Here is a 22,222-nt window from a genome sequence, read left to right on the forward strand (position 1 = left end):
AATTTAAGTTAATATTTAATTTTCTAATCGATTAGTCTACGACTGCCGAAAGATAATAGAAATCTATTAACCTTTTCAGTCTCATATTTTAGATTCCCCCTTACGTATCTTGTGTTAAGTGAAATAGTATAGCCGTCAATTTGTCCTATTCCCATTTCAGTTTTAATTAATACCGTCGTATCAAGGTCTTTGATGGACGGAAACCTTACTTCTTGTGTCTTATTCTTCGATATCCCTATAGTCTCAACTTCTTCGTTATTAATAAGAAGTTTTCTACTCGGTTTATCGAATTTGTGATAATTGGCGGCAAGGAAATAAATACTTAATGTACCGTTTTGGAGTACTAATTTATCTTTCGTTCCATCGTTAAGTGTAACGTACCTTACGCTATAATCATCACCGTTTTTATCACATGCAAACAAGGTGAAACCGTCCTTATTTATATCTTCCGGAGAAACAAGAGCAAAATCAATATCGGTGTCGCATTCTATACTAAGATTCGTTATCGCTCCATCTTTTGCGTATGCTGCAAGAATCTCAATAGGATAACCCTCGAAGACCTTACTTTGTTTATCCTGTAATTTCAGCACTATTTGAGCCGAGATATTGGATAAGTCATATTTGCACTTATTAAGTCCGAAAGCCCAACTTTTACCGTGTGGCGGGCATTTTAAAGCCGTTAAATCGAATATTGTCTCCGGCGGTGTGTAGCTGAATCCATTCCTAAAGAAATACACATGCTCAATCCTTAACCTATTTTGTTCATCAATCCACCAACTAAGATTATAAGCATTACAAACGGTATCTAAGAGCTTTCTTAATGTGATGTTTAATTTCTGTGCCGGCTGTGTATATTCTCCATGAAGGATATTCGTGTTTTGTGTCAAGAATAAATGTCCTACATTGGGAAATAGACTAAGTGACGAATATAATACCATACTGTAATCCGGAGTTGCCTCGTGTGTTATCCCTGTGCCTAATTTTTGCAGTATAACGTTTATACTGTCAGCGAATGAATAGCTGTCTCTTAATTCATGGTTTTCACGCCCTGAAACTTCAAGCTGCCAATCATAATCAGAGAACGAATACCAAGCCGAAATATCACCCCAAGAGTTACGACCTATGGGGATAAAATTCTTATCAGTGTTTGGCGGCGGCAGGTAATAATCAACCTGTGAGTCTTTGCGTAATCCGTATTGTGTCGGATGTGTAGTGTATTGGTCGTTGATATACACAGGAACATTTAACGCCCTTACAACTTTTGAATAGTTCAAATTATTATCCGTAATATCTTCATCAGGAATAGGAAATGTAGTTTGACCGTCAAAATTATCAATATCACCCAAGAACCAACGAGCCCAGAGTTTCATATCGTAAAAGCCCGTTACTGCTATTTGATTGTTTGGGAAATAAACATCATAGGGAAAATCACCGCCGATAGATAGAATTTCCAAAGCAGGATTCTCTTCACCGTTATCATAAAACGCATAAGTCCAAAAGGGATTAACTCCGCCGTTGTCGTTATATTCTCCCTTAAATACCTTTGTAGGGTCATCGTATTTGTAGAAAGTGACGTCTTCTATCTGTTGTTCATTATAATTTTCTCTTCTCATAATATACACCCCGTTAAATTCTTCACGAGGACTTGTGACATTGCAGTTCCAAATCCAACCCGCAAAGCTGAATCGATACTTGTTAGACAATTCACTTTCGTTGGTTACTACTCCACATGATTGTTCCCAATAAGTCCCGCCGATAAAACAGCCAAGAGAGCTGTCTCCCTGACCGTATATCTGTAAACATGGTCTTTTATCATAGCTTATCCTTTTTGCAGCAGGCGCAAGCTCAATCAAATTAAACTCCCTGTCAATATCGGTCAGGAATTGAGAATATTTATCAAATTCCCGTACTGAGAATGAAACATTGAGATCGTCTTGATTAAACCAACAATCAGTATAATAGAACTTGCCCTTAGCGTATAATTCCCAAGATAAACGATTATAGGAAATATAGCAAAGTAAAATGATTTCTTCATCAATATCAAAATTATTAAGAGTTCGCAGATCATTTTTAAACAGCGTAAACGTACCGTTTAATTTCTCTCTGAAAAAATAATAACCGTCTTCTTTAGTAACTGACTTTGAAGCTTCATCGCCCCAAATAAGTTTAACAGGGAATTCTTCTCCCTTTGTATTTGCCAATGCAAATTTAAATATTGGACATATTTTCATAACTATTTTTTTAAATTATTTGTATTTCATTAATTTCTACGATCAGCACCCGTTAATACGAAGTAATTACACATCTCACGCAGACGACTGATTACCCTGTCGCCATATTTGGCAATATTGTCATTGTCATTTATCATATTGTTTGATGTTATAAGTGTGATACATCGCTTATTATCCCCCCTATGTTCAAGAATCTCCCGCAATACGTTGTTTCGATTTCCCATAAACATAGTTTCGGTTTGTTCTGCCCCTAAATCTTGAATAAACAAAATTGGGGCTTCTTTATAAGCTTTAATTTCGCCGCTATCCTTAAATTCATCACATATTGATTGGGCTCTTACACAGTTGCCTGTAAGCATCTTAATATCATCACCATATCCAAATAGAATACCTATACGCAATGCCACTTCGCAAATAATCTCAAGCAATATGCTTTTCCCGCTGCCTGTAGAGCCTGCAATATAGATTCCCTTTTGAAGATTACCATCAATAATACTTCTGTCATTAGGGTTTAAACACTTGAAGTTTTGACCTATAAGCCACAAAAGAGTATTCTCATAAGTGAATCTATTTTTGTTATCAATAACAAAATGTGGAAATTTATCTTTTCCGATAGCAGTTACAAGTCGCATAATTTCACTAAGTTGGCAATTATATTGACGGCGCTGTACTGCCCTTTCTGTTTTTTCTTCGTGGATATTTTTTATCAATTCATCAATTCTGCTCATAATTTTTCCATTTATCGTTAACATTCAAACTTTCTTTCTTTTTATCGGAACTTTTTCTTTCTTTGTTATCAAAATTACCCTCAAGAATTTTTGTCCAATTCGTGGAATTCTCAAAAATCCAATCAAATGTAACAATCCAAGAATTTTTGTTTTCCCCTTGCAAGAAGTCTGATTTTTTGATTTTTTCAATAATTTCCCTAAAAGTCTTTTCTTGAATTTCTACACTATCTCCAAATTCCGAAAGGCGTAACTTAACTTTGTTTTTTCTTTTTTCATTAAGTTTTTTAATTTTGGGAATTGACAGTGGCAAGTCGGAATTGAAAATTTCGACAATATCCTGTAAAGGATATAAATCTAATTTTATATTATTTAATTTTATATTATCTACTTTTATATTATCTAATATCATATTATTGCTATCGGAGGCTATTGGGGTGGCTATAGGGTGGCTATCAGTATTTGATAGGGTGGCTATAGGGTGGCTATTCCCACCCTTATTCCACCTCTTTTCTGCTCCCTTTTTTCCGCTGTCAGACAATACTTTAGTTTTAATATTTCTTTCTTCCATTCGCCGACAGAAACTCTCAGAGTAAAAGCATTTACCGTCATCGGTAAAATCAAACAATCCAAAATCTTCAACAATTGATTTCACCTTGTCGGTTTCAGTACGTAATTCATAAGCGATAATATCATAATTTCTTATGCTCATGTAGTCAGGCTCGTCTCTCAACCGTTCAAGTATCATAAAATAAATTCCATATCCCTCTATTCCGAACTTCATTCTTACAGAAATAAGTTCAACGGAGTTCCTGGCATTGCTGTCATGTGGGAAATAACTATTCATGTCGTTTATTTTGATCGTAGCCAACGATATTCTTATCTTCGTTAGGAATATAGAAGCCATCCTTATACGTAAATTCAATGTTATCCTCGTTAGAAGTGTAGAAACCCGCTCTATGTTTAGAAATTGGGCAAATTCCCTTGCGGACAAGAAACAATCTATCATTCTTTTTAAATTCCCTTACGTACCTGCAAATATTCGCTCGATAAATTCCTGTTTCTTGTGCTACCATCAACATGGTCTTGGGTGATTGAGAAAAAGATTTGAAGACTATTTGCATTTGTGTAGCAAAATACCTATCTTTGTCATAAGAAAATAGCCCTTGCTTATTGGCGGGGCATTTTTTTTGATTATTCATGTTTACCGCCTTTCATACAATATGATGTTGCTTCTTGCTCGACTTCATCAGCGGTTTTAATTCGATGTTGCAACATCCATTTTGTTAGTTCCTCTTTGTCAAAATATGTAAACTTGCCCCCATCCGATTTATAGTAAGGGATTTTCTTTGAACATACCAATTTATAGAGGTGACTTTTGCTCAAACCTGTGAAAAGGCTTGCGTCGTTCATTGTTAGAGCTTCTTTAACTCCTAACATTGTGAGTTGTCTTATTTCTTGCAACTCGTTAATAATATTTTCCATTTTATTGAAAATTTAAAGAATTAATAAAATGAATTATCGATAATCCGTTATTGTAATTACTTTGCAAAGGAAAGCAAACTAAAAAAATGCAGCTGTTTAGGTGATTTTCATAAAAACAAAAAACGCTGTGATTTAAATAATTACAGCGTTTTTAGGTGAATGTATTGGTAAATTTCAGGTAACTACAAATAATAAAATTCCCTTCTTAATTCGTCATTAGGATTTAATTGTGATTTTTTGTATGTAGTCTCTTTTATTCCCATTAGACTACAAAACATTTTATACCAACTTGTAAATGTTTCTTTCCTCTTTTTGATAAATTTGCCACTGTCGAAAATCAAAAGAGCTACTTCCGCATACTCTCTGCCTATTCTCTTTTTTCGTAAATCGATTAATAAATTTTCATCAAAATAATTAAAGCTTCTTCCCATGCCTTTAAAGGTAGGATCAAAATAACTTTTCAATAAATCCTTTTGTTCATCTGTAAACTGTCTAATCCCCTCTTGAATCTCGTTTTGTGGAGGTTGTATTGATTCATGAATTGAGGTGTTTTGTTGCAGCTCTGTATTGTTATTTAAATTTCTTTCATTATTGAGCAAATCCAAAATACAATAATTATGATAAAGCAACAATTCATTTTTAAAACAATCATAAATAATAGTTCTGTTTTCTATTGTATCTATTGCCTCTATTGTGCTTATATTAGTTGTAAAATCGTTATCAATTTTATTATTAACATATCCCCTTAAAAATAGTTCAAAACCATCATCTTTTTTGTAAACAAATTTCGAGTCGCAAATATTCTTAAAAACTATTAAATTAGTTTCTTTAATATCATTATTTACTTTTCCTTCAAAACTTAACATATTTTCATTAATACAAAAAAAGTTATTTTTCATTTTTTGTGCAGATATTTTACCTGGGGCTTGTGTTTCTTGGTTTTTTAGTAAAATACAAACTATACCAAATATAAATTCCTTTGTCGCTTCATCAGAAAATACTCGTGTATTGTTTATGATACTGTCATTTTCTCTTAATAGCTCGTATGCTGTTGGTTTATCTATATCCATGATATTAAATATTTATTTTTGGCAAACTATTTATAGCATCCTGTTTCAAACTATCTACTGCTCGTGTATATTTCTCTGTGTGTTTTAATCCTGAATGTCCTAAAAGACTTGCAACGGTTTTTATATTCGCACCGTTATTCAAAATATTAACGGCAAAAGAATGTCTTGCACAATGCCATGTGATATGTTTATTTATTCCTGCTCTCTTTGTCCAACGTGATAATGCTTTGTTACACATCGTTGAACTTGGAAGGTTAAATATCAACTCATCTAAGCCGTTCTGTTGAGGTTTCCCGATGAGGTTAAGTAAATCATCATTTAAGGGAATAATAACGCCACTTGACGTGCTTTTGCCGCTTGTTTTGGCTTGTTCAAATGATAGTATCTTGTTTGAATAATCAACATTTTTAAACCTCAACTCTTTTATATCACAAAATCTAATTCCGGAATACATGCAAAAAATAAATGCTTTCCTGATGGTTTGGTTTTGTTCGGGGTATGTTGTTTGTATAAGTGTTTCCATTTCTTCAATACTAAGAACATCTTTTTTTAATATTTGGTCATCGGCTTTACATTTAATGCTTGCACATGGGTTTTTCACTAAAATACCTTGTTCAATAGCATTATTTATCATTTTCTTAAAACGTGATAAGATTGTTTTTGCACCCTCGCCCTTTGATGTGCTTTCTAAATATTCAGCATAGGACTTCATCATATCTATTGTTAGCTGTTCGGGTTTTAGCCTTTCTTGATAAATAATATACCTGTCATCTTCTTGCAAGAATGCTTTAAAACGATTATAAGCCATAACAATAACTCTTATATCTTTTTTTGTATACCTGTTAATGTATGATTTAAAATAATCATGTAGGTTAATGTTTTTAGTTTTTGGTATTCTATATCCTGTTTGTTGTTCTTTTAATTCTCGTTCTTTCTCTGCTCTTATTTCCTTTGCAAGCTCTAAAGTTTGTTTGTTTTGAAGTTTATCTATAGGGTTTCTTGAATTGATTAGGTAAAGCCCTAAAAACTCTTTTTGTCTATCCGATTTGGTTATCTTCTTCCCTGTGTCATCATAACTCGTTGTACTTCCATAATAATACCACAAATATAGGCTTTCCCGGCCGTCGGCAAGTTTCTTTGTCATCAACTTTGGATTATCTGTTTTGGTATTGTCTATTTTTGCCATGACTGATTGATTTTATTACTCTTTTGTTTTCTTTTATTTGCAAAGATAATCAACATAATTTATTGGGGGACAAATGGGGGACAAAAAAGAGTATAAAAAGAAACAAATATAAGAAAATAAAAAATCATATTTTTACTTAAACGCCTGATCTAATTAGTTTTTATCTTCCTTTGTTTTCTTATATTTTCATGGTATTGTACAGGCCTCGGGTACGGGGAAGAAAAAGCCTAACTGATAATTAATCGGTTGGGCTTTTTTTATTGACAGAAGCACGTATATTCTTTTCAGCGACAGTGTTCGTTTTTCAAATTTGCTCCCAGCTTTGCAAAAGGCAAAACGGTTAATATGTTCGTCATTGGAAAGCAATTAATAAATTATTATCATTAAATTTGATTGTATCTGATTTATTATATTGATTATTAACGGCAAATAATTTTTATGCTTTTGTATGAAAAAAGCCTACTTTTTGTACTTTTGCAGCATAATGAACATTTTTTCTTTGAAGAAAACTTGTAAAAAAAAGTTTTTTAACCTAAAAACCGGTTAATACAATTTATGAATGACGTATTGATTTTGTTGGATAGTATAAACGATTGGAAACCATACTATGAAACCAACAGTATTTTAACTGTGCCTGATTATCTGAAGCATAAACTACATGGAAAAGAATCCAGACTTGTTATAAACCTGAGTAATGATTATAGTTACAATTCCGAAGGATATTATTGTTCATTGCTGGCACAAACGCGGGGACAAAAAGTTATTCCTGGCGTTGAAATTATCAATAAGCTGGAGACAGGAACGGGTATTCGAATGGATCGTAATCTGCAGAAAACCTGTTATCAATGGATACAAAAGAAAAATATTACAGATGATATCTGGTATCTGAATGTTTATTTTGGCACATGCCAAGAAGAAGGCTTGAAAAAAGTTGCCCGTTTTATCTTCGACAATTATCCCTGTCCTTTGTTGAGAGTCGGGTTTAATACCCGGTCTCGAAATCAGATTGAAACAATCCAATCATTGTCATTGAAAGACTTGAATGAAAAGGAACAGGATTATTTTGCGGAAGCTTTGGACAATTTCAGCAAGAAAGTATGGCGAACACCCCGAACTCCTAAGTCGATGCGTTACAGTCTTGCAATTTTGTACGATCCGGAAGAGAAATTTCCTCCGAGCAACAAAAAAGCAATTTCCAAATTTATGGAGATTGCAAAAAAAATGAGTATTTACACTGAACTTATCACCGAAGAAGATGCTATGCGACTGATGGAATTTGATGCTTTGTTCATCCGCACCACCACTTCGCTGAACCATTTTACGTTTCACCTGTCACAAAAAGCTATGATGAACGATATGGTTGCTATTGATGATCCTCTGTCGATTATACGTTGTACCAATAAAGTATATCTCAACGAATTATTGGAAAAAGAAAAAATACCGGCGCCCGCATCCATGTTGATTTTCAAATCAAATGATAATTCTTTCGAACAGATTAGTACCCAACTGGGAGTTCCGTTCATTTTGAAAATCCCCGATGGTTCATTTTCTCATGGAATGCATAAAATAAATAATGAACAGGAATTGGATATTGCCTTGAATATGTTATTTGAGAAATCAGCTATTTTGCTTGCTCAGGAATTTATTCCGACTGATTTTGATTGGCGTATAGGTATTTTGAACGGCGAAGCAATTTTCGCTTGCAAGTATTACATGGCTAAAGGGCATTGGCAAATTTATCATCATCTGGATACCGGAAAAAGTCAATCCGGATTGGTAAATACAATTCCGATTTATCAGGTTCCGCAGAATGTTTTACGAACAGCCATCAAGGCTACTTCATGTATAGGAAAAGGATTGTACGGAGTTGATTTAAAGGTGGTAAACGACCGTGCCGTTGTGATTGAAATAAACGATAATCCAAATATCGATTATGGAATAGAAGATGCTATTCTGGGCGATGAATTGTATTACAGGATATTGAATCATTTTATTCGTTGTATGGAATTAAAACATCATTAATCAATGGGCTCAATAATTACTCAGGCAACTTCCGCCGACCTAGATAGGATATTTGAAATAGAAAATCAAAGTTTTGGTGCCGAAAAGTTTTCCAGAAGACAACTTGCTTATCTCATCAACCGGGCAAAAGGAATATTCTATATTCTAAAATCCGGTGATAAAATTGTTGCTTACATGTCTTTATTGCATCGTCCTAAGACAAATGTTTTGCGGATTTACTCCATCGCTGTTCACCCTTCTGAAAGAGGAAAGCATTTCTCCGATAAACTTATCACAACTGCAATTGAATATGCGAAACAAAAACAATTAAAAATCGTTTCGCTGGAGGTGAAAACCACAAATCTACCGGCAATCGGCTTGTATGAAAAATACGGTTTTGTTCAGAAGACTATCAAAAAAGAATATTATACCGACGGAACGGATGCTTGTATTATGCGGCTGAAAATCGAATAAGAATCTTATCTATCAGAACTTTGTCGTTTTAATAGTGTAATTCCACTTTTTAATCATCATAATTAAAATAAAAATCATGTAATTTTGCATCATGCAAAAAGGATCGGCAAAAATAGTAATACTTACCGGCGCAGGAATTAGTGCCGAAAGCGGAATATCAACATTCAGAGATTCCGACGGATTATGGTGTAATCATAAAATAGAGGACGTATGTACTCCTATGGCATGGGCGAAAAATCCTCAATTGGTTACAGATTTTTACAATGCGCGAAGAAAGCAATTGTTTGAAGTTGTGCCGAATAATGCACATACAAAACTTGCGGAACTTGAGAAAAAATATGATGTAACGGTTATTACACAAAATGTGGATGATTTACATGAACGCGGCGGTTCTTCAAATGTATTACATCTCCACGGAGAATTAAAAAAGGTTAGAAGTACGGTTAACTCTAACCTGATATACGAACTTAAACATTGGGAAGTGAAAATAGGTGATATGTGTGAACTCGGTTCGCAATTACGACCGCATATTGTTTGGTTCGGTGAAGATGTGCCGAATTTTAACCTTGCAATGGAAATTTCTCAACAAGCCGATATTTTTATTGTCATAGGAACTTCTCTTCAAGTTTATCCGGCAGCATCATTGTTATATCTAATTAATAACAATGTACCGAAATATCTGATTGACCCTAATGCCGAAAACTATCAGAATATTGAAAATCTTTATATTATTAGGGAGAAGGCTACAGTTGGGGTAGAAAAATTGGTTTCGAAATTAATGCGGTTTGATAAATTTACAAATTGATAAAATCTTCAGAATCAGCGAATTAAATTAATCGGCAAATTGACAATGAGATATTTATTCTTAACGTTTAGTACATTTTATCTTGTTAAATACTTCTCAAAGCCTCTCGTGTACATCGTTTTCAGCGATCCGTCTTTCTCGGAATAAATAAAGTAGGCATCAAACTCGGGATGAGTTTTCAGAAATTCCAAAGATTTTTCTTTTCCCATTACCATAAAAGCGGTAGCAAATGCATCGGCGGTTCCGCAATCATCTGCAATTACGGTTACACTCAATAAAGTATGTGCAACCGGATAACCCGTTTTGGGATCAATTGTATGTGAATATTTTATTCCGTCTTTTAAATAAAATCTTCTGTATGTTCCCGATGTTGCAACTGATTTATCGGTAAAAACTATAATATTATGTATATCTCTGCTTGAATCTTGATTTTCCGAAGGTTCTTCTATTCCTATTGCCCACAGTTTTCCATTAGGTTTTTTGCCGCTTGCACGAATTTCTCCTCCGATATCAACCAGAAATGAATTTAATCCTTTCTTTTTTAATTGTTCAGATAGCAAATCAACAGAATATCCTTTGGCTATCGCATTCAAATTAAGTGAAATTTCAGGATATTTTTTATAAATTTTATTGTTCCTTAATTCAATGTTCCGATATCCTACAAACATCTTTAAAGAATCTATCGCATGTTTCGACGGTTGTTGTTCGTTTTTATTTCCGAAACCCCATAAATTGATAAGGTTTCCTGCTGTAATATCAAAAGCTCCGTCCGACATTTTCGAAACTTTCTGGGAGAGATTGAATATTCCTATAAAATCTTCATTCAACTCAACTTCTTTATTATCATTGATTTTAGAAACAATTGAATTCGGTTCCCACAAAGAAGCGGTTTGTAAAAAATCTGCTAAAAATTTTTCAACTTCAATTTTCTTTACAACCGAATCAAATGCATAATAGACCACGCGGTAATAAGTTCCTTGTGTAAACCCTTCGATAATAAATTGCAACGGATTGTTTAATCTTTGTGATGAAACAGGTATAGCACTCAAAAAGAGTAATATAATCACAAAGTTTCTAAACCAGTTTTTAAAAATTTTATTCATATGTATTGATTCAAGATTTAAACATTTTATTTACCGAAACAAGCCCCTGTATAAATGCATCTATTTCCCTTTTAGTATTATAAATTGCAAATGAAGCTCTTGCCGTACCCGGAATTTTGAAAAAATCCATAACCGGTTCGGCACAATGATGTCCGGTTCTTATGGCTATTCCCATTTTATCAAGAATAATTCCCGTATCATAAGGATGAACACCGTTAATTAAAAATGAGATTACGCCTGCTTTATGTTCGGAAGTGCCGATAATTCTTACAAAACCGAGCTTTTTCATTTCTAAGAGACAATAATCCAGCAATTCCGTTTCGTACTTAATAATATTATCGTAACCGATATTATTAATAAAATCTATGGCGGAACTCAATGCAAGAGCATCGCCAACGTTAGGGGTTCCGGCTTCGAACTTAAAAGGCAAATCATTATAAGTTGTTTTTTCAAAACTTACCGTTTTAATCATCTCTCCTCCACCCTGATATGGCGGCATGCTATCCAGCAATTCCTTTTTACCGTATAAAACACCGATACCCATAGGAGCATACATTTTATGACCGGAAAAACAATAAAAATCGCAATCAAGTTCCTGAACGTCAACATTAAAATGTGAGATTGCCTGAGCTCCGTCAATTAATACGGGAATATTATTTTCATGCGCTATTTCTATGATTTTCTTAATCGGATTTATTGTGCCGAGTGCGTTTGAAACATGTGCAACGGCTATGATTTTAGTTTTTTTATTGATTAATTCAATTAATTTTTCAATAATTATTTCACCTTTTTCATTGATTGGAATTACTCTTAAGTGCGCTTTCTTTTTTTCGCAAATTAATTGCCAAGGAACAATATTCGAGTGATGTTCTAAAGCGGAAATAATTACCTCATCACCTTCATTAAGAAACTTCTCCCCGAAAGAACTCGACACCAGATTTATAGCTTCTGTTGTGCCCCGTGTAAATATTATTTCTTCGGAAAGTTTTGCGTTAATAAACTCTTTTATTTTATACCGGGTTCCTTCATATTTTTCCGTAGCATGCTGACTAAGAAAATGCACTCCGCGATGAATATTGCTGTTTTCATTTTTGTAGTAATTAACAAGCTCATCAATAACAGATTGCGGTTTCTGAGTAGTAGCGGCATTATCAAGATAAATCAAGGGCTTTCCGTAGATTGCTCTTTCAAGAATCGGAAATTTTGAACGGATATTTTTTATATTCATAATCTTTAGTTTAAAATTTTTAGTTCCTTTATTTCGAAAAACTTAATAATAAAATGATTCGGAGAAAATAACATAACTAAATCAACATATTTGTTTATTCCAATATTTGCAAATATTTCATTGTTAATTATTATTTTATGCAGTTATCCGAAAATTCTGAACAACTGGAATTAAACCGTTTTCAAAGATAATTCGAAATTTACTATCAATGACAATCTTTATCTATTTGCGCATCGCTGCACCTTAAAATACAGGATTTACAATCGGATAACTCGCCGTTCAAGCGTTTTTTCACAAGGTCATTTATACGAACAGAAATTGCATCGATCTTTATTTTGGAAATAATTTCTCCCACAAAGGCATGAAGCAATAACATTCTTGCTTTTTCAAATGAAATACCGCGCGCCTGAAGATAGAACAGGGCATTTTCATCCAATTGTCCTATTGTTGCGCCATGGCTACATTTCACGTCATCGGCATAAATCTCCAGAAAAGGTTTTGAAATTGCTCTTGCTTTATCCGTTAATAAAATATTTCTATTGATTTGTGATGCTGCTGTTTTCTGAGCTTCCCTATCAACAACAATTAAGCCGTTAAAAATGGAATGGGCCATATCATCAATAATTCCTTTGAAAATTTGCTCACTGGAACAATTTGGCACAATATGATTAACTTTCACATTATTATCAATCTGTTGTTGTTTATCGGCAAAATAAATTCCATAAGATAAAGACTCCGCATTTTGTCCGTTTAAATTCGTCAAAATATTACTTCGAAGCAATCCGGCATTCAGTTCAAAAGAAAATGATTTTACAGTACTATTTCTTTCTTGATTGATATAGATCGAACTAACCGACGCGGAAGAATTAGAGATATTATACATTTTATATAGCTCCATGTAAGAATTTTCATCAACAAAAACTTCAGTCAAACTATTCAAGAAATAATCGTTATTAGAAAGAGTATCTTCACATTGAATAATTTTCACATTACAATTTTTTCCGATGATAATTAAATTTCTGACATTAGAAAAATAATTTTCCTGATAATTATTTAAAGCTATGAATTGCAATGGAATTTCTATATTAGTATTATCGGGAATTTTAATAAAAAAGCCGCCTGTAAAAGCCGCCGTATTTACAAGATTAAATCCGTTTTTATCACTCTTCGCAATTTTATTAAAAAATTGATTTAAAGTATTTTCCCCTACTTCCAGAATATTCTTAACTACAATGTTCGAATCGGCACCTTTACTAACAATTTTATTCGAATTAATTAAATAATATTCATGCGCATTCATATAATTCAACTCACAAGAAAAATTATTTATATCAAAATTACCGGAAATAGGTTGAACAGAATAATTTTTAGTTAAAAACTTATCGAGTTTCAAATCCTGCCAATTCTCATCTTTTTTATCTGGAAAACCTATTCGGTCAAATTCTTCCAAAGCTTTCTGGCGAAATGATTTAAAACATGAAGATTCTTCTTTAAGAATGCGTTCAACAGCGAATTTTGATAATATTTTTTTCAGATCCGACATGCTTAAATTAAATTTTGAATCCTTCGTAACCTTTTTCTTCAAGTTCAAGAGCTAATTCTTTACTACCGCTTTTAACTATCTTGCCGTCGTAAAGAACATGAACATAATCGGGAACAATATATTCGAGTAATCTTTGATAATGTGTAATAATGATAAAAGCGTTATTTTTGTTTCTCAACTTGTTAACTCCGTTAGAAACAACTCTCAACGCATCAATATCGAGTCCCGAATCGGTTTCATCAAGAATTGCAAGTTCGGGTTCGAGCATAGCCATTTGGAAAATTTCGTTTTTTTTCTTTTCTCCGCCAGAAAAGCCTTCATTTACAGACCGCCCGGAAAGTTTATCTTGCAACTCAACCAATTTCTTTTTTTCTTCCATCATTGACATAAATTCCGGCATGCTTATAGGATCCAAACCTTGATATTTTCTTTTTTCATCAATGGCGGTTCTCATAAAATTTACCATACTAACTCCCGGAATTTCAACCGGATATTGAAAACTTAGAAATATACCTTCATTGGCTCTTTCATCAACACTTAATTTTGTAAGGTCTTTTCCTTTGTATAATATTTCACCGCTGTCAATAGAGAATATATCTCTTCCGGCGATTACGGATGCGAGTGTACTTTTTCCGGTTCCGTTCGGACCCATAATAGCGTGAACTTCGCCTTTATCGACATTTAAAGATAATCCTTTTAAAATTTCTTTTCCGTTAACGGAAACTTTCAGATCTTTTATTTCTAATAACATGTTACTAATTTTTAATAAACAAATTATCCAACCGAGCCTTCAAGACTTATTGAAAGCAGTTTTCTTGCTTCAGCGGCAAATTCCATAGGAAGCCTGCTTAGTACTTCTTTTGCATAACCATTGACAATCAATCCGATTGCTGTTTCCGTAGAAATTCCTCTCTGATTACAGTAAAACAATTGTTCTTCAGATATTTTTGATGTAGTTGCTTCGTGTTCAATGATTGCAGAATTATTATCGGTTATTATATACGGATAAGTATGAGCGCCGCATTTATTTCCAAAAAGAAGCGAATCACATTGTGAGTAATTGCGGGCATTAGAAGCTTGTTTAGCTATTTTGACCATTCCGCGATAAGAGTTATCGCTATTTCCGCAAGAGATTCCTTTTGAAATAATTGTGCTTTTAGTATTTTTTCCGAGATGAATCATTTTTGTTCCGGTATCTGCTTGTTGGTAGTTATTTGTAACCGCAACGGAATAAAACTCTCCGACAGAATTATCTCCTTGAAGAATACAACTCGGGTATTTCCAAGTTTTGGACGAGCCGGTTTCCACTTGTGTCCAGGAAAGTTTCGCATTATTTCCTTTACAGATACCTCTTTTTGTAACGAAATTATAGATACCGCCTTTTCCTTCTTTATCGCCGGGATACCAATTCTGCACTGTAGAATATTTTACTTCCGCATCTTTCATCACAACAATTTCCACAACTGCCGCATGGAGCTGGTTTTCATCGCGTTGCGGAGCAGTACATCCTTCCATATAACTAACATAAGAACCTTCCTCAGCAATAATCAATGTTCTTTCAAACTGTCCCGTATTGGCAGCATTAATCCTGAAATAAGTTGAAAGTTCCATCGGACACTTTACATTCTTAGGAATATAACAAAACGAGCCATCGCTGAAAACAGCGGAATTAAGAGCAGAAAAAAAGTTATCATTAGCCGGGACAACCGTGCCTAAATATTTCTTAACTAAATCGGGATGATTTTTCACGGCTTCGCTGAAAGAGCAGAAGATAATTCCATATTTGCTCAAAGTATTTTGAAAAGTTGTTTTTACAGAAACACTGTCGAACACAGCATCAACAGCAACATTCGCCAATCTTTTTTGTTCTTCGAGCGGAATTCCGAGCTTGTCAAAAGTTTTAAGTAATTCAGGATCAACATCGTCAATACTGTCAAGTTGTTTCTTTTGTATAGGAGCGGAATAATATATAATATCCTGATAATTGATCGGCGGATAATCAAGATGAGCCCAGTGCGGTTCAATCATTTTCAACCAGTTGTGATAAGCTTTCAAACGATATTCGAGCAACCAATCCGGTTCTTCTTTCTTAGCGGAAATAAACCTGATAATATCTTCATTTAGACCTTTCGGCGCACTTTCATTCTGAATATCAGTAACGAAACCGTCCTGATATTCAGTTGAAGTAAATTTTTCTATAATATTATCTTGATTTTCTTTCATAACAATTTTGGGTCTATGTTTTATGTTTAATATACCCTATTTATTTTTAAAGCGGAACTTTAAATTTCCGTTTCAAATATTTTATTTTTCAGCTTTCATTTTCATAGCATCTTTGGCAAATATTTCCAATCCTTGATCGGTTAGCGGATGCTTAAGAAGTCCGAGTATTGCGTTAAGCGGACAAGTTGCAACATCGGCTCCTGCTTCAAGGCATTGGATTATATGTTGAGTATGTCTTATAGATGCAGCCAAAACCTGAGTTTCATAACCGTAATAATTGTAAATATCTACTATTTGAGCTACAAGGGCTACACCATCGCTGGAAATATCGTCAAGTCTTCCGACAAAAGGAGAAACGTATTTAGCACCGGCTTTTGCAGCAAGCAAAGCTTGTCCGATCGAAAACACCAAAGTACAATTAGTTTTAACACCTTTATCGGAAAAATATTTCACAGCTCTAATTCCGTCTTTTGTACACGGAAGTTTTACAGTAATTTGCGGATGAAGAGCAGCTAATTCCTCGCCTTCCTTAATCATTTCCTCATAAGTCATTGAAAGCACTTCGGCGCTAACGTCGCCATCGACTATTTCACAAATTTTTTTATAATGATTTTTAATTTCTTCTACTCCTTTAACACCTTCTTTAGCCATTAATGAAGGATTTGTGGTAACACCGTCAAGAACGCCAAGTTCCTGAGCTTCTTGAATTTGTTGTAAATTTGCTGTATCTAAAAAGAATTTCATGAGAATTAATAATTAATAATATTTTGAGAATCAATTTATTTTAAATAATGATAATAATTTTTCAATTTATGCAAAAGTACAAGAAATTTTTGGAATACGAAAGATGTTCTGCAACGGATGCAATTACATTTATATGATAAGTTTAATAATATAATATCGAAAATAAAAACAGATAGAATCTATAAAGTTGTGTAATTACAATCATAGATATTTAATTTTTAAATAATAATTATAATATCAATTATATTATTCCGAATAAAATTCCTTGATACTGTATTTTACAGTTGCGTAATAATCAATCTACTTTCGTATTTTCATTAAAACCTATAATGCATCTGCGACAATCTCAGCGATAGTTTTAATTGTTACGCCGAGCTTATATTCGATATTCAGACTACTGAGCTGGTCAACACAATTGTGACATGGAGTAATAACTATTTTTGCGCCGGTAGCACGAATCTGATCCGCTTTTATTTTACCAATTCGCATACGTCTTTCATTGTATTCGCTCATAGCTAATTGTCCGCCACCGCCACCGCAACAAAAATTATCGATTCCATGCGGAGTCATTTCAACAAAATCGCTGCAACATTGATTTACTATATATCTTTGTTCTTCGATAATACCGCCATTACGAACCAAATTACACGGATCATGAATAGTAACTCTATCGGTAATTTTAGATTTATCGGGTTTTATTCTTCCGTCTTTAATATACTGAGCAATAAGTTCGACGGCAGTAATTGTTTTTACAGGATATTTTTCTTTCAACCAATTAGGGCCTTCCCAACGCATTGCACGGGAACCGTGACCGCATTCACCGAGGATGATTGTATCGGCACCGAATTTTTGCGCTTCATCAATCAAACGTTTGGTAATTATTTTTGCACCTTCCTCATCTCCAACGAAATAAGCATAATTGGTAATATCATAAAATTCTGTCGATATAGTCCAAGATTCTTTTGCAAGATAAAATATTTTTGCAATGGCACTAATTGAAAGCGGGAAGAATTTCGGTTCGCGCGGATTCAATGTATAAAGCATTTTTACTCCGTGTTTATTAAGAGGAATTGTTGCTTCATCGTCATTAACTTCAAACTGAAGATCTTCATTCAACCAATTAATGGTATCAATAAAATCCTGAGTTGGAATAGCCATGTTATTACCCGTATTCAGCGCAGCATCAACAGTCGATTGAATACTTTTAGGAACCATATCCATTTGTTGGAGCAGCATTCGTCCGGTTCTGACAACAAAAGGAATATCAACACCTATTGAGCAATGAGCAACACATCTGCCGCACATTGTACATCTACCGAATAAATCGTCAATCATTTCTTCGGTAATTTTATCATCAAGTTGGCGGGCATTAGTAAGTTTTGGAAAGTTCTTTCCTGCAAAAGTGTGGTATCTACGATAAATACTCGCAACAAGATCCACTTTGCAAGCCGGCATATTTCTGGCGGTTTCTTCTGTAATATAATATTGGCAGCTGGTTCCGCAAAGTCCGCAATGAACACAACTGTTAAGATGTGTCAATAATTTAGCATTAAGACGACTATCAAAAAATTTCAGAGCCTTATTTTGTTTTTCAGTTGTATTAGCCATCATTTGTTGTTTTTGTTATTTTTCATTGACCAAGCGCCTCTTTTGCCGAAGAACACACCGAGTTGATAGCGCGCACTAAAGAAATAGAGGAAATGACGTAGTTTTCCGAACGGGATATAAATAAACATTAATGTTGCTATAATGAAAACAAGCGGTTTGCTGAAGGAGCACACAGGAAATAACATCGCTAAAGCAGATGACAAAAGAAATAAAGTAACTAAGATATTGGAAATATAATCGTCAGGAGTTGATAAATGTTTTAATTCTTTATTCGTAATTCTCTTTATCAACATACCCATTCCGCAACAAGCGCTGATAATCAAGCCTACGCCGAAAATCAACCTAAGCCATTCAACATAAGTCCAAGAAGTAAATTTACTTCCCAACTTCAACATTTCAATTTCCAGATCATAATTCTTACCAAGTGCTGCCGAATGCATAAAATTAGGAATAATCAATTGCAGAATAATCAGTACAATTGCTGTAAGAATTCCTATATGAAAGATTATTCCGCCGATATAAGTGGGCAGATGTTTGTAAGCAGATTCTTTGTGATTTGGAAGCATTGCAACAGTGCTGGAATATATAACACCATCTTTAACTGTTCCTTTTGGTTCCGCGTAGTCTTTAACCGGTTTTATCAATCTCAAAAACCAGCAGAGACAAACAATAAAGCAGAATATTATTGATGCGAGCAAAAGCCAATGATATATTGACATATAATTAAGAATTAAAGTTACGAATTAAGATTATACGCAGCCGTCGGGTTTTGGCAAGCCGGCTATTTTACATGCGCCGCGAGCTGGTCCTTGCGGAAACAGGGTATATATTTCACGTAATCTAACTCCCGTATCTTGACAGATGCTTCTTACCATTGGAGCCATATCTGTTTTTTCCCAATGTTGACGGATATGGTTGATAACAGCCCAGTGAGTTTCGGTAAGTTCACCGGTACCATCGTATTTAGCAAATAATTGAGCAACTTCTTCATTCCATTCTTGAGGATTAACCAAGAAGCCGTCACCATCTACTTCAAAAGATCTGCCTTCTATTTCGATTATTGCCATAATAAATTTTATTAATGTTTTGAGCCTTCCACCGGAATCGAACCGGCGACCTGTTCATTACGAGTGAACCGCTCTACCATCTGAGCTAAGAAGGCAAGATCTAATTCTAAAGACCAAGTGCAAAAGTAGTAAAATTTTCCGAAATTTTTCTTAAATAGTATATTTAAGTGCATTATAAATTCAATAGTGAATTATTTGATGGTCAATCTTACTTCAAAATTTTCTACTATCGCAGATAAATCATCCTGATATGGTTAAGAATATTTAGACTCGGTTGTTCCTGCTAATGACAACTTTTTTCTGCTCTTAATTCGGCTGTTTTTAGCGATGGCTTGTTTTGTTATATTTCTAAAAATGTAATGACCGGTGAAACTTTTAACTTATTTCAGGATTAATGCCGCTAATGCGGGATGGTTTGAGAGAAGATTGATTATTGCTAAAGAAAGTTCTTATGTTTTTATACGGAAGGATTCGCTGCTCCGCAGCGCGATGAATATCAATTTTATGAAGATGTTGTGAAAATCTTGGTTATGAAAGCCGAAGTAAAAATAAAATGTAATAATTACTGTATCAGAGCAATTCGTCGTCAAAAGGAAATTCTTCAAGAGGATCCCAAACTATTCTTTTCCAATTTTTAATTCGGTTATTTTCAACAATAATTCCTTCCGACTCTAATAGCTCCTGCATTATGGTAGGTGTTTCAAAAGCATCTTTTCCGGATAAAATTCCCTGACTGCTAACTACTCTGTGAGCCGGAATACAGTTTGCGGTACTGTTTGCCAATACCCTGCCTACCATGCGAGACAGTTTAGGATAGCCTATAGCCCGGGCAATGATTCCGTAACTTGTGGCTCGCCCTTCGGGGATTAGTGAGACTATCTGAAATACATGGTCTCTGAATTCTTCTTTATCTAATTTAGCATTTGTTTTCATTTTTCCGATATGAATTTTCAATCCGAGAAATACAGGCAAAGATAGTAATTTTGCTGTTTCTCATACAAACATGCTATTTTTCCGTTCACGGCTTTTATAACCTTTAACGGCAGTAAATTAAAACCATATAAAAATCAGACAGCTGCAAAGTTAACTTTACAGCTGTCTGATAAGAATGACTATTTTGGTACTATTAAACCTGCAACGGTTTTTTAGGAATAGTCTTATTTATTACTCGATTTTATTCGGGAAAATGTGGTCTGAAATCACTTCGTCTGTTATGTGAACGATTGAATTCAGTTGTGTTAGGCATTTCAGGTTCAAACCTTGATTGTGTTACGGTTTCGAGCCTTCCGGCAGAGATTCCTTTATTTATCAAATAATTCTTAGCTGCATCGGCACGTCGTTGACCTAATTTGTAATTATAAGGATCGCTACCTAAATCACAGGTATTACCAAGTATTGTTAAGGTAATCTCCGGATATTTATTCAATATATCAACCTTCTTGTTAAGAATTTCAATACTTGCCGGTCTCAGATTTGCTTTATCTAAATCGAAATAAATCGGTTCCAACAAGATATAAATATCATTATTATCATATTTCGGTTGAACTTCTATATAAACCGTATCAACAACAGGTACTTCAATAACAGGACCTTCTTCAACAACATAAACGAATATAGTATCATTTTCACAAGGAATAGTCGGTTTTTCAGATAATTTGCCGAGTTTAATACGCAAGCCTATTTTACCGCCATAAGACATTGTTGTTACGTCATTAACGTATTCGCTTGTAATAATTGAGCTATATTTAATGCCGTTAGCCACGTTATAACCTTCTGCTAAATCCGTATATTCCTGTTCGGTAGGGCCCGTGAAAATCGATTGAGACATATCTTTTTTATTAATATTCAGCAATCCGTAATCAATGAATGCGCCTAAACTAAGATCTACTCTTCTACTTAATGAAAATAGAAATCCTATTTCACCAACAGCCGAAACATTAAATTTGAAATCCAAGTTACCTTTTGAATTAGCCAGAACTTCGCTCGGATTGTATATTTCGCCGAATCCGTGTTGTGAAATATCGGGGTTTCCATAACTTCCTAATTCGAGATTTCTTTCTTCATAATATCCGGAGACATTCAATTTAGCTTGTCCGGAGTGGTCTCCGTCAATAATTGAATATTTAGTGCTGAAAGGAATTTGGAATTTAGCTCCGAGAGCAAAATACAATCCCCAATATTCATTTTTTCCGAATTTAGTTTGAAAATTGAGCATTAACGGAATTTCCGCAAAATATCCTGCTTGTTGTTCCACCCAATCTTGAGTTCTAACTCTCAACTCATAATCAGTGATATGTCCGTCAAAAGGATCATTATCGGTATAATTTCCCAAATTGAAAACATCTTCAGGATCATAATTCGAAAAATTGCCCATTAATTTACCATGAGTTCTATAACGCGAAACATTAACGCCGGTAGAGATACCAAAATGTTTCGTAAAGTAATAACTATAGCCTATACCAACTTGGCCGCCGAGTTTGATCTCACATTTCGGGTCAGCAAAATTGACTCCCGTCATATCATACTTGTACCCCGTAGGTCCTACACCGGCAGAAATTGTAAGATAAGAACCTTTTTCTTGAGACATCACATTGATACTAAAAAGTATTAATAACAATAATAGAATGTGTTTTTTCATCTTTTTATTTATTTAATTAATTTTTTCATTTATTACTCTTATTTTATTTATGAATATCCGGCAGGATGTTTTGCCTGCCGGATATTATAAA

21 protein-coding genes, 1 tRNA gene and 1 pseudogene are annotated in these 22,222 nt (G+C 34.2%); 4 read left to right on the plus strand and 19 right to left on the minus strand.

The genetic code is table 11. The features are described from left to right. Nucleotides 1–23: 23 nt before the first annotated feature. From LBP67_01790 to LBP67_01820, 7 genes are all read right to left on the minus strand, one after another. Nucleotides 24–2,231 (minus strand): hypothetical protein, encoded by a 2,208-nt coding sequence (locus LBP67_01790; protein MDR2083712.1) that lies wholly within the window; start codon nucleotides 2,229–2,231, stop codon nucleotides 24–26. 29 nt (nucleotides 2,232–2,260) lie between these two features. Continuing rightward, nucleotides 2,261–2,959 carry a hypothetical protein gene (locus LBP67_01795; GenBank protein MDR2083713.1) on the minus strand — a complete coding sequence of 233 codons (699 nt, stop codon included), beginning with the start codon at nucleotides 2,957–2,959 and terminating at the stop codon, nucleotides 2,261–2,263. Next, a complete protein-coding gene (locus LBP67_01800; protein MDR2083714.1) occupies nucleotides 2,946–3,803 on the minus strand; it encodes a DUF4373 domain-containing protein in 858 nt (285 codons plus the stop codon). Before LBP67_01800 ends, LBP67_01795 begins: the two co-directional genes overlap by 14 nt. Then, nucleotides 3,796–4,032 carry a hypothetical protein gene (locus tag LBP67_01805; protein MDR2083715.1) on the minus strand — a complete coding sequence of 79 codons (237 nt, stop codon included), beginning with the start codon at nucleotides 4,030–4,032 and terminating at the stop codon, nucleotides 3,796–3,798. Before LBP67_01805 ends, LBP67_01800 begins: the two co-directional genes overlap by 8 nt. Before the next feature lie 118 nt (nucleotides 4,033–4,150). Next, the gene (locus tag LBP67_01810; protein MDR2083716.1) at nucleotides 4,151–4,420 is read right to left on the minus strand and encodes a helix-turn-helix domain-containing protein; all 270 of its coding nucleotides are present in this window, start codon (nucleotides 4,418–4,420) and stop codon (nucleotides 4,151–4,153) included. Nucleotides 4,421–4,623: 203 nt separating this feature from the next. Next, complete coding sequence (locus tag LBP67_01815; protein MDR2083717.1) at nucleotides 4,624–5,511, minus strand: hypothetical protein; 888 nt, start codon at nucleotides 5,509–5,511, stop codon at nucleotides 4,624–4,626. A gap of 4 nt (nucleotides 5,512–5,515) precedes the next feature. Continuing rightward, complete coding sequence (locus LBP67_01820; protein MDR2083718.1) at nucleotides 5,516–6,697, minus strand: site-specific integrase; 1,182 nt, start codon at nucleotides 6,695–6,697, stop codon at nucleotides 5,516–5,518. A 555-nt stretch (nucleotides 6,698–7,252) separates the two neighbouring features. Between LBP67_01820 and LBP67_01825 the strand changes: the two genes are divergently transcribed. The 3 genes from LBP67_01825 to LBP67_01835 all read left to right on the plus strand — a co-directional run bounded on the left by LBP67_01825 (nucleotide 7,253) and on the right by LBP67_01835 (nucleotide 9,977). Continuing rightward, a complete protein-coding gene (locus LBP67_01825; protein ID MDR2083719.1) occupies nucleotides 7,253–8,719 on the plus strand; it encodes a RimK family protein in 1,467 nt (488 codons plus the stop codon). Nucleotides 8,720–8,722: 3 nt separating this feature from the next. After that, nucleotides 8,723–9,172, plus strand: coding sequence for a ribosomal protein S18-alanine N-acetyltransferase (gene rimI, locus LBP67_01830; GenBank protein MDR2083720.1), 450 nt, complete (start codon nucleotides 8,723–8,725; stop codon nucleotides 9,170–9,172). A gap of 91 nt (nucleotides 9,173–9,263) precedes the next feature. After that, nucleotides 9,264–9,977: an NAD-dependent deacylase gene (locus tag LBP67_01835; GenBank protein ID MDR2083721.1), complete on the plus strand. Its 714-nt coding sequence runs from the start codon at nucleotides 9,264–9,266 to the stop codon at nucleotides 9,975–9,977. 77 nt (nucleotides 9,978–10,054) lie between these two features. On the opposite strand, the gene LBP67_01840 is transcribed toward LBP67_01835, so the two are convergent. The 10 genes from LBP67_01840 to LBP67_01885 form a co-directional block, all read right to left on the minus strand. After that, entirely contained in the window at nucleotides 10,055–11,080 is a 1,026-nt protein-coding gene (locus tag LBP67_01840) for an FAD:protein FMN transferase (protein ID MDR2083722.1), read from the minus strand. Nucleotides 11,081–11,090: 10 nt separating this feature from the next. Further along, nucleotides 11,091–12,308 (minus strand): cysteine desulfurase, encoded by a 1,218-nt coding sequence (locus tag LBP67_01845; GenBank protein ID MDR2083723.1) that lies wholly within the window; start codon nucleotides 12,306–12,308, stop codon nucleotides 11,091–11,093. A gap of 205 nt (nucleotides 12,309–12,513) precedes the next feature. Then, nucleotides 12,514–13,851, minus strand: a complete 1,338-nt coding sequence (gene sufD / locus LBP67_01850) for a Fe-S cluster assembly protein SufD (GenBank protein ID MDR2083724.1) — start codon at nucleotides 13,849–13,851, stop codon at nucleotides 12,514–12,516. Nucleotides 13,852–13,858: 7 nt separating this feature from the next. Further along, nucleotides 13,859–14,602, minus strand: coding sequence for a Fe-S cluster assembly ATPase SufC (sufC, locus tag LBP67_01855; protein ID MDR2083725.1), 744 nt, complete (start codon nucleotides 14,600–14,602; stop codon nucleotides 13,859–13,861). A 23-nt stretch (nucleotides 14,603–14,625) separates the two neighbouring features. Then, on the minus strand, nucleotides 14,626–16,074 hold the full coding sequence (gene sufB / locus LBP67_01860; protein MDR2083726.1) for a Fe-S cluster assembly protein SufB: 1,449 nt from the start codon (nucleotides 16,072–16,074) through the stop codon (nucleotides 14,626–14,628). An 81-nt stretch (nucleotides 16,075–16,155) separates the two neighbouring features. Beyond that, nucleotides 16,156–16,818 carry a fructose-6-phosphate aldolase gene (fsa, locus tag LBP67_01865; protein MDR2083727.1) on the minus strand — a complete coding sequence of 221 codons (663 nt, stop codon included), beginning with the start codon at nucleotides 16,816–16,818 and terminating at the stop codon, nucleotides 16,156–16,158. A 324-nt stretch (nucleotides 16,819–17,142) separates the two neighbouring features. Continuing rightward, nucleotides 17,143–18,429 (minus strand): (Fe-S)-binding protein, encoded by a 1,287-nt coding sequence (locus LBP67_01870; GenBank protein ID MDR2083728.1) that lies wholly within the window; start codon nucleotides 18,427–18,429, stop codon nucleotides 17,143–17,145. Beyond that, nucleotides 18,426–19,145, minus strand: a complete 720-nt coding sequence (locus LBP67_01875; GenBank protein MDR2083729.1) for a hypothetical protein — start codon at nucleotides 19,143–19,145, stop codon at nucleotides 18,426–18,428. The genes LBP67_01870 and LBP67_01875 overlap by 4 nt, the downstream gene beginning before the upstream one ends. Before the next feature lie 30 nt (nucleotides 19,146–19,175). Further along, nucleotides 19,176–19,493: a TusE/DsrC/DsvC family sulfur relay protein gene (locus tag LBP67_01880; protein ID MDR2083730.1), complete on the minus strand. Its 318-nt coding sequence runs from the start codon at nucleotides 19,491–19,493 to the stop codon at nucleotides 19,176–19,178. Between the two features lie 22 nt (nucleotides 19,494–19,515). Beyond that, nucleotides 19,516–19,588, minus strand: a tRNA-Thr gene (locus tag LBP67_01885). 163 nt (nucleotides 19,589–19,751) lie between these two features. Between LBP67_01885 and LBP67_01890 the strand changes: the two are divergent. After that, a pseudogene (locus tag LBP67_01890) lies at nucleotides 19,752–20,041 on the plus strand (Fe-S cluster assembly protein SufB). A gap of 22 nt (nucleotides 20,042–20,063) precedes the next feature. On the opposite strand, the gene LBP67_01895 reads toward LBP67_01890, so the two are convergent. Continuing rightward, nucleotides 20,064–20,426, minus strand: coding sequence for an MGMT family protein (locus tag LBP67_01895; protein MDR2083731.1), 363 nt, complete (start codon nucleotides 20,424–20,426; stop codon nucleotides 20,064–20,066). Nucleotides 20,427–20,667: 241 nt separating this feature from the next. Next, entirely contained in the window at nucleotides 20,668–22,131 is a 1,464-nt protein-coding gene (locus tag LBP67_01900) for an OmpA family protein (GenBank protein ID MDR2083732.1), read from the minus strand. Nucleotides 22,132–22,222: the final 91 nt, after the last annotated feature.

It is taken from the genome of Bacteroidales bacterium (assembly GCA_031276035.1).
GTDB lineage: Bacteria > Bacteroidota > Bacteroidia > Bacteroidales > BM520 > RGIG7150.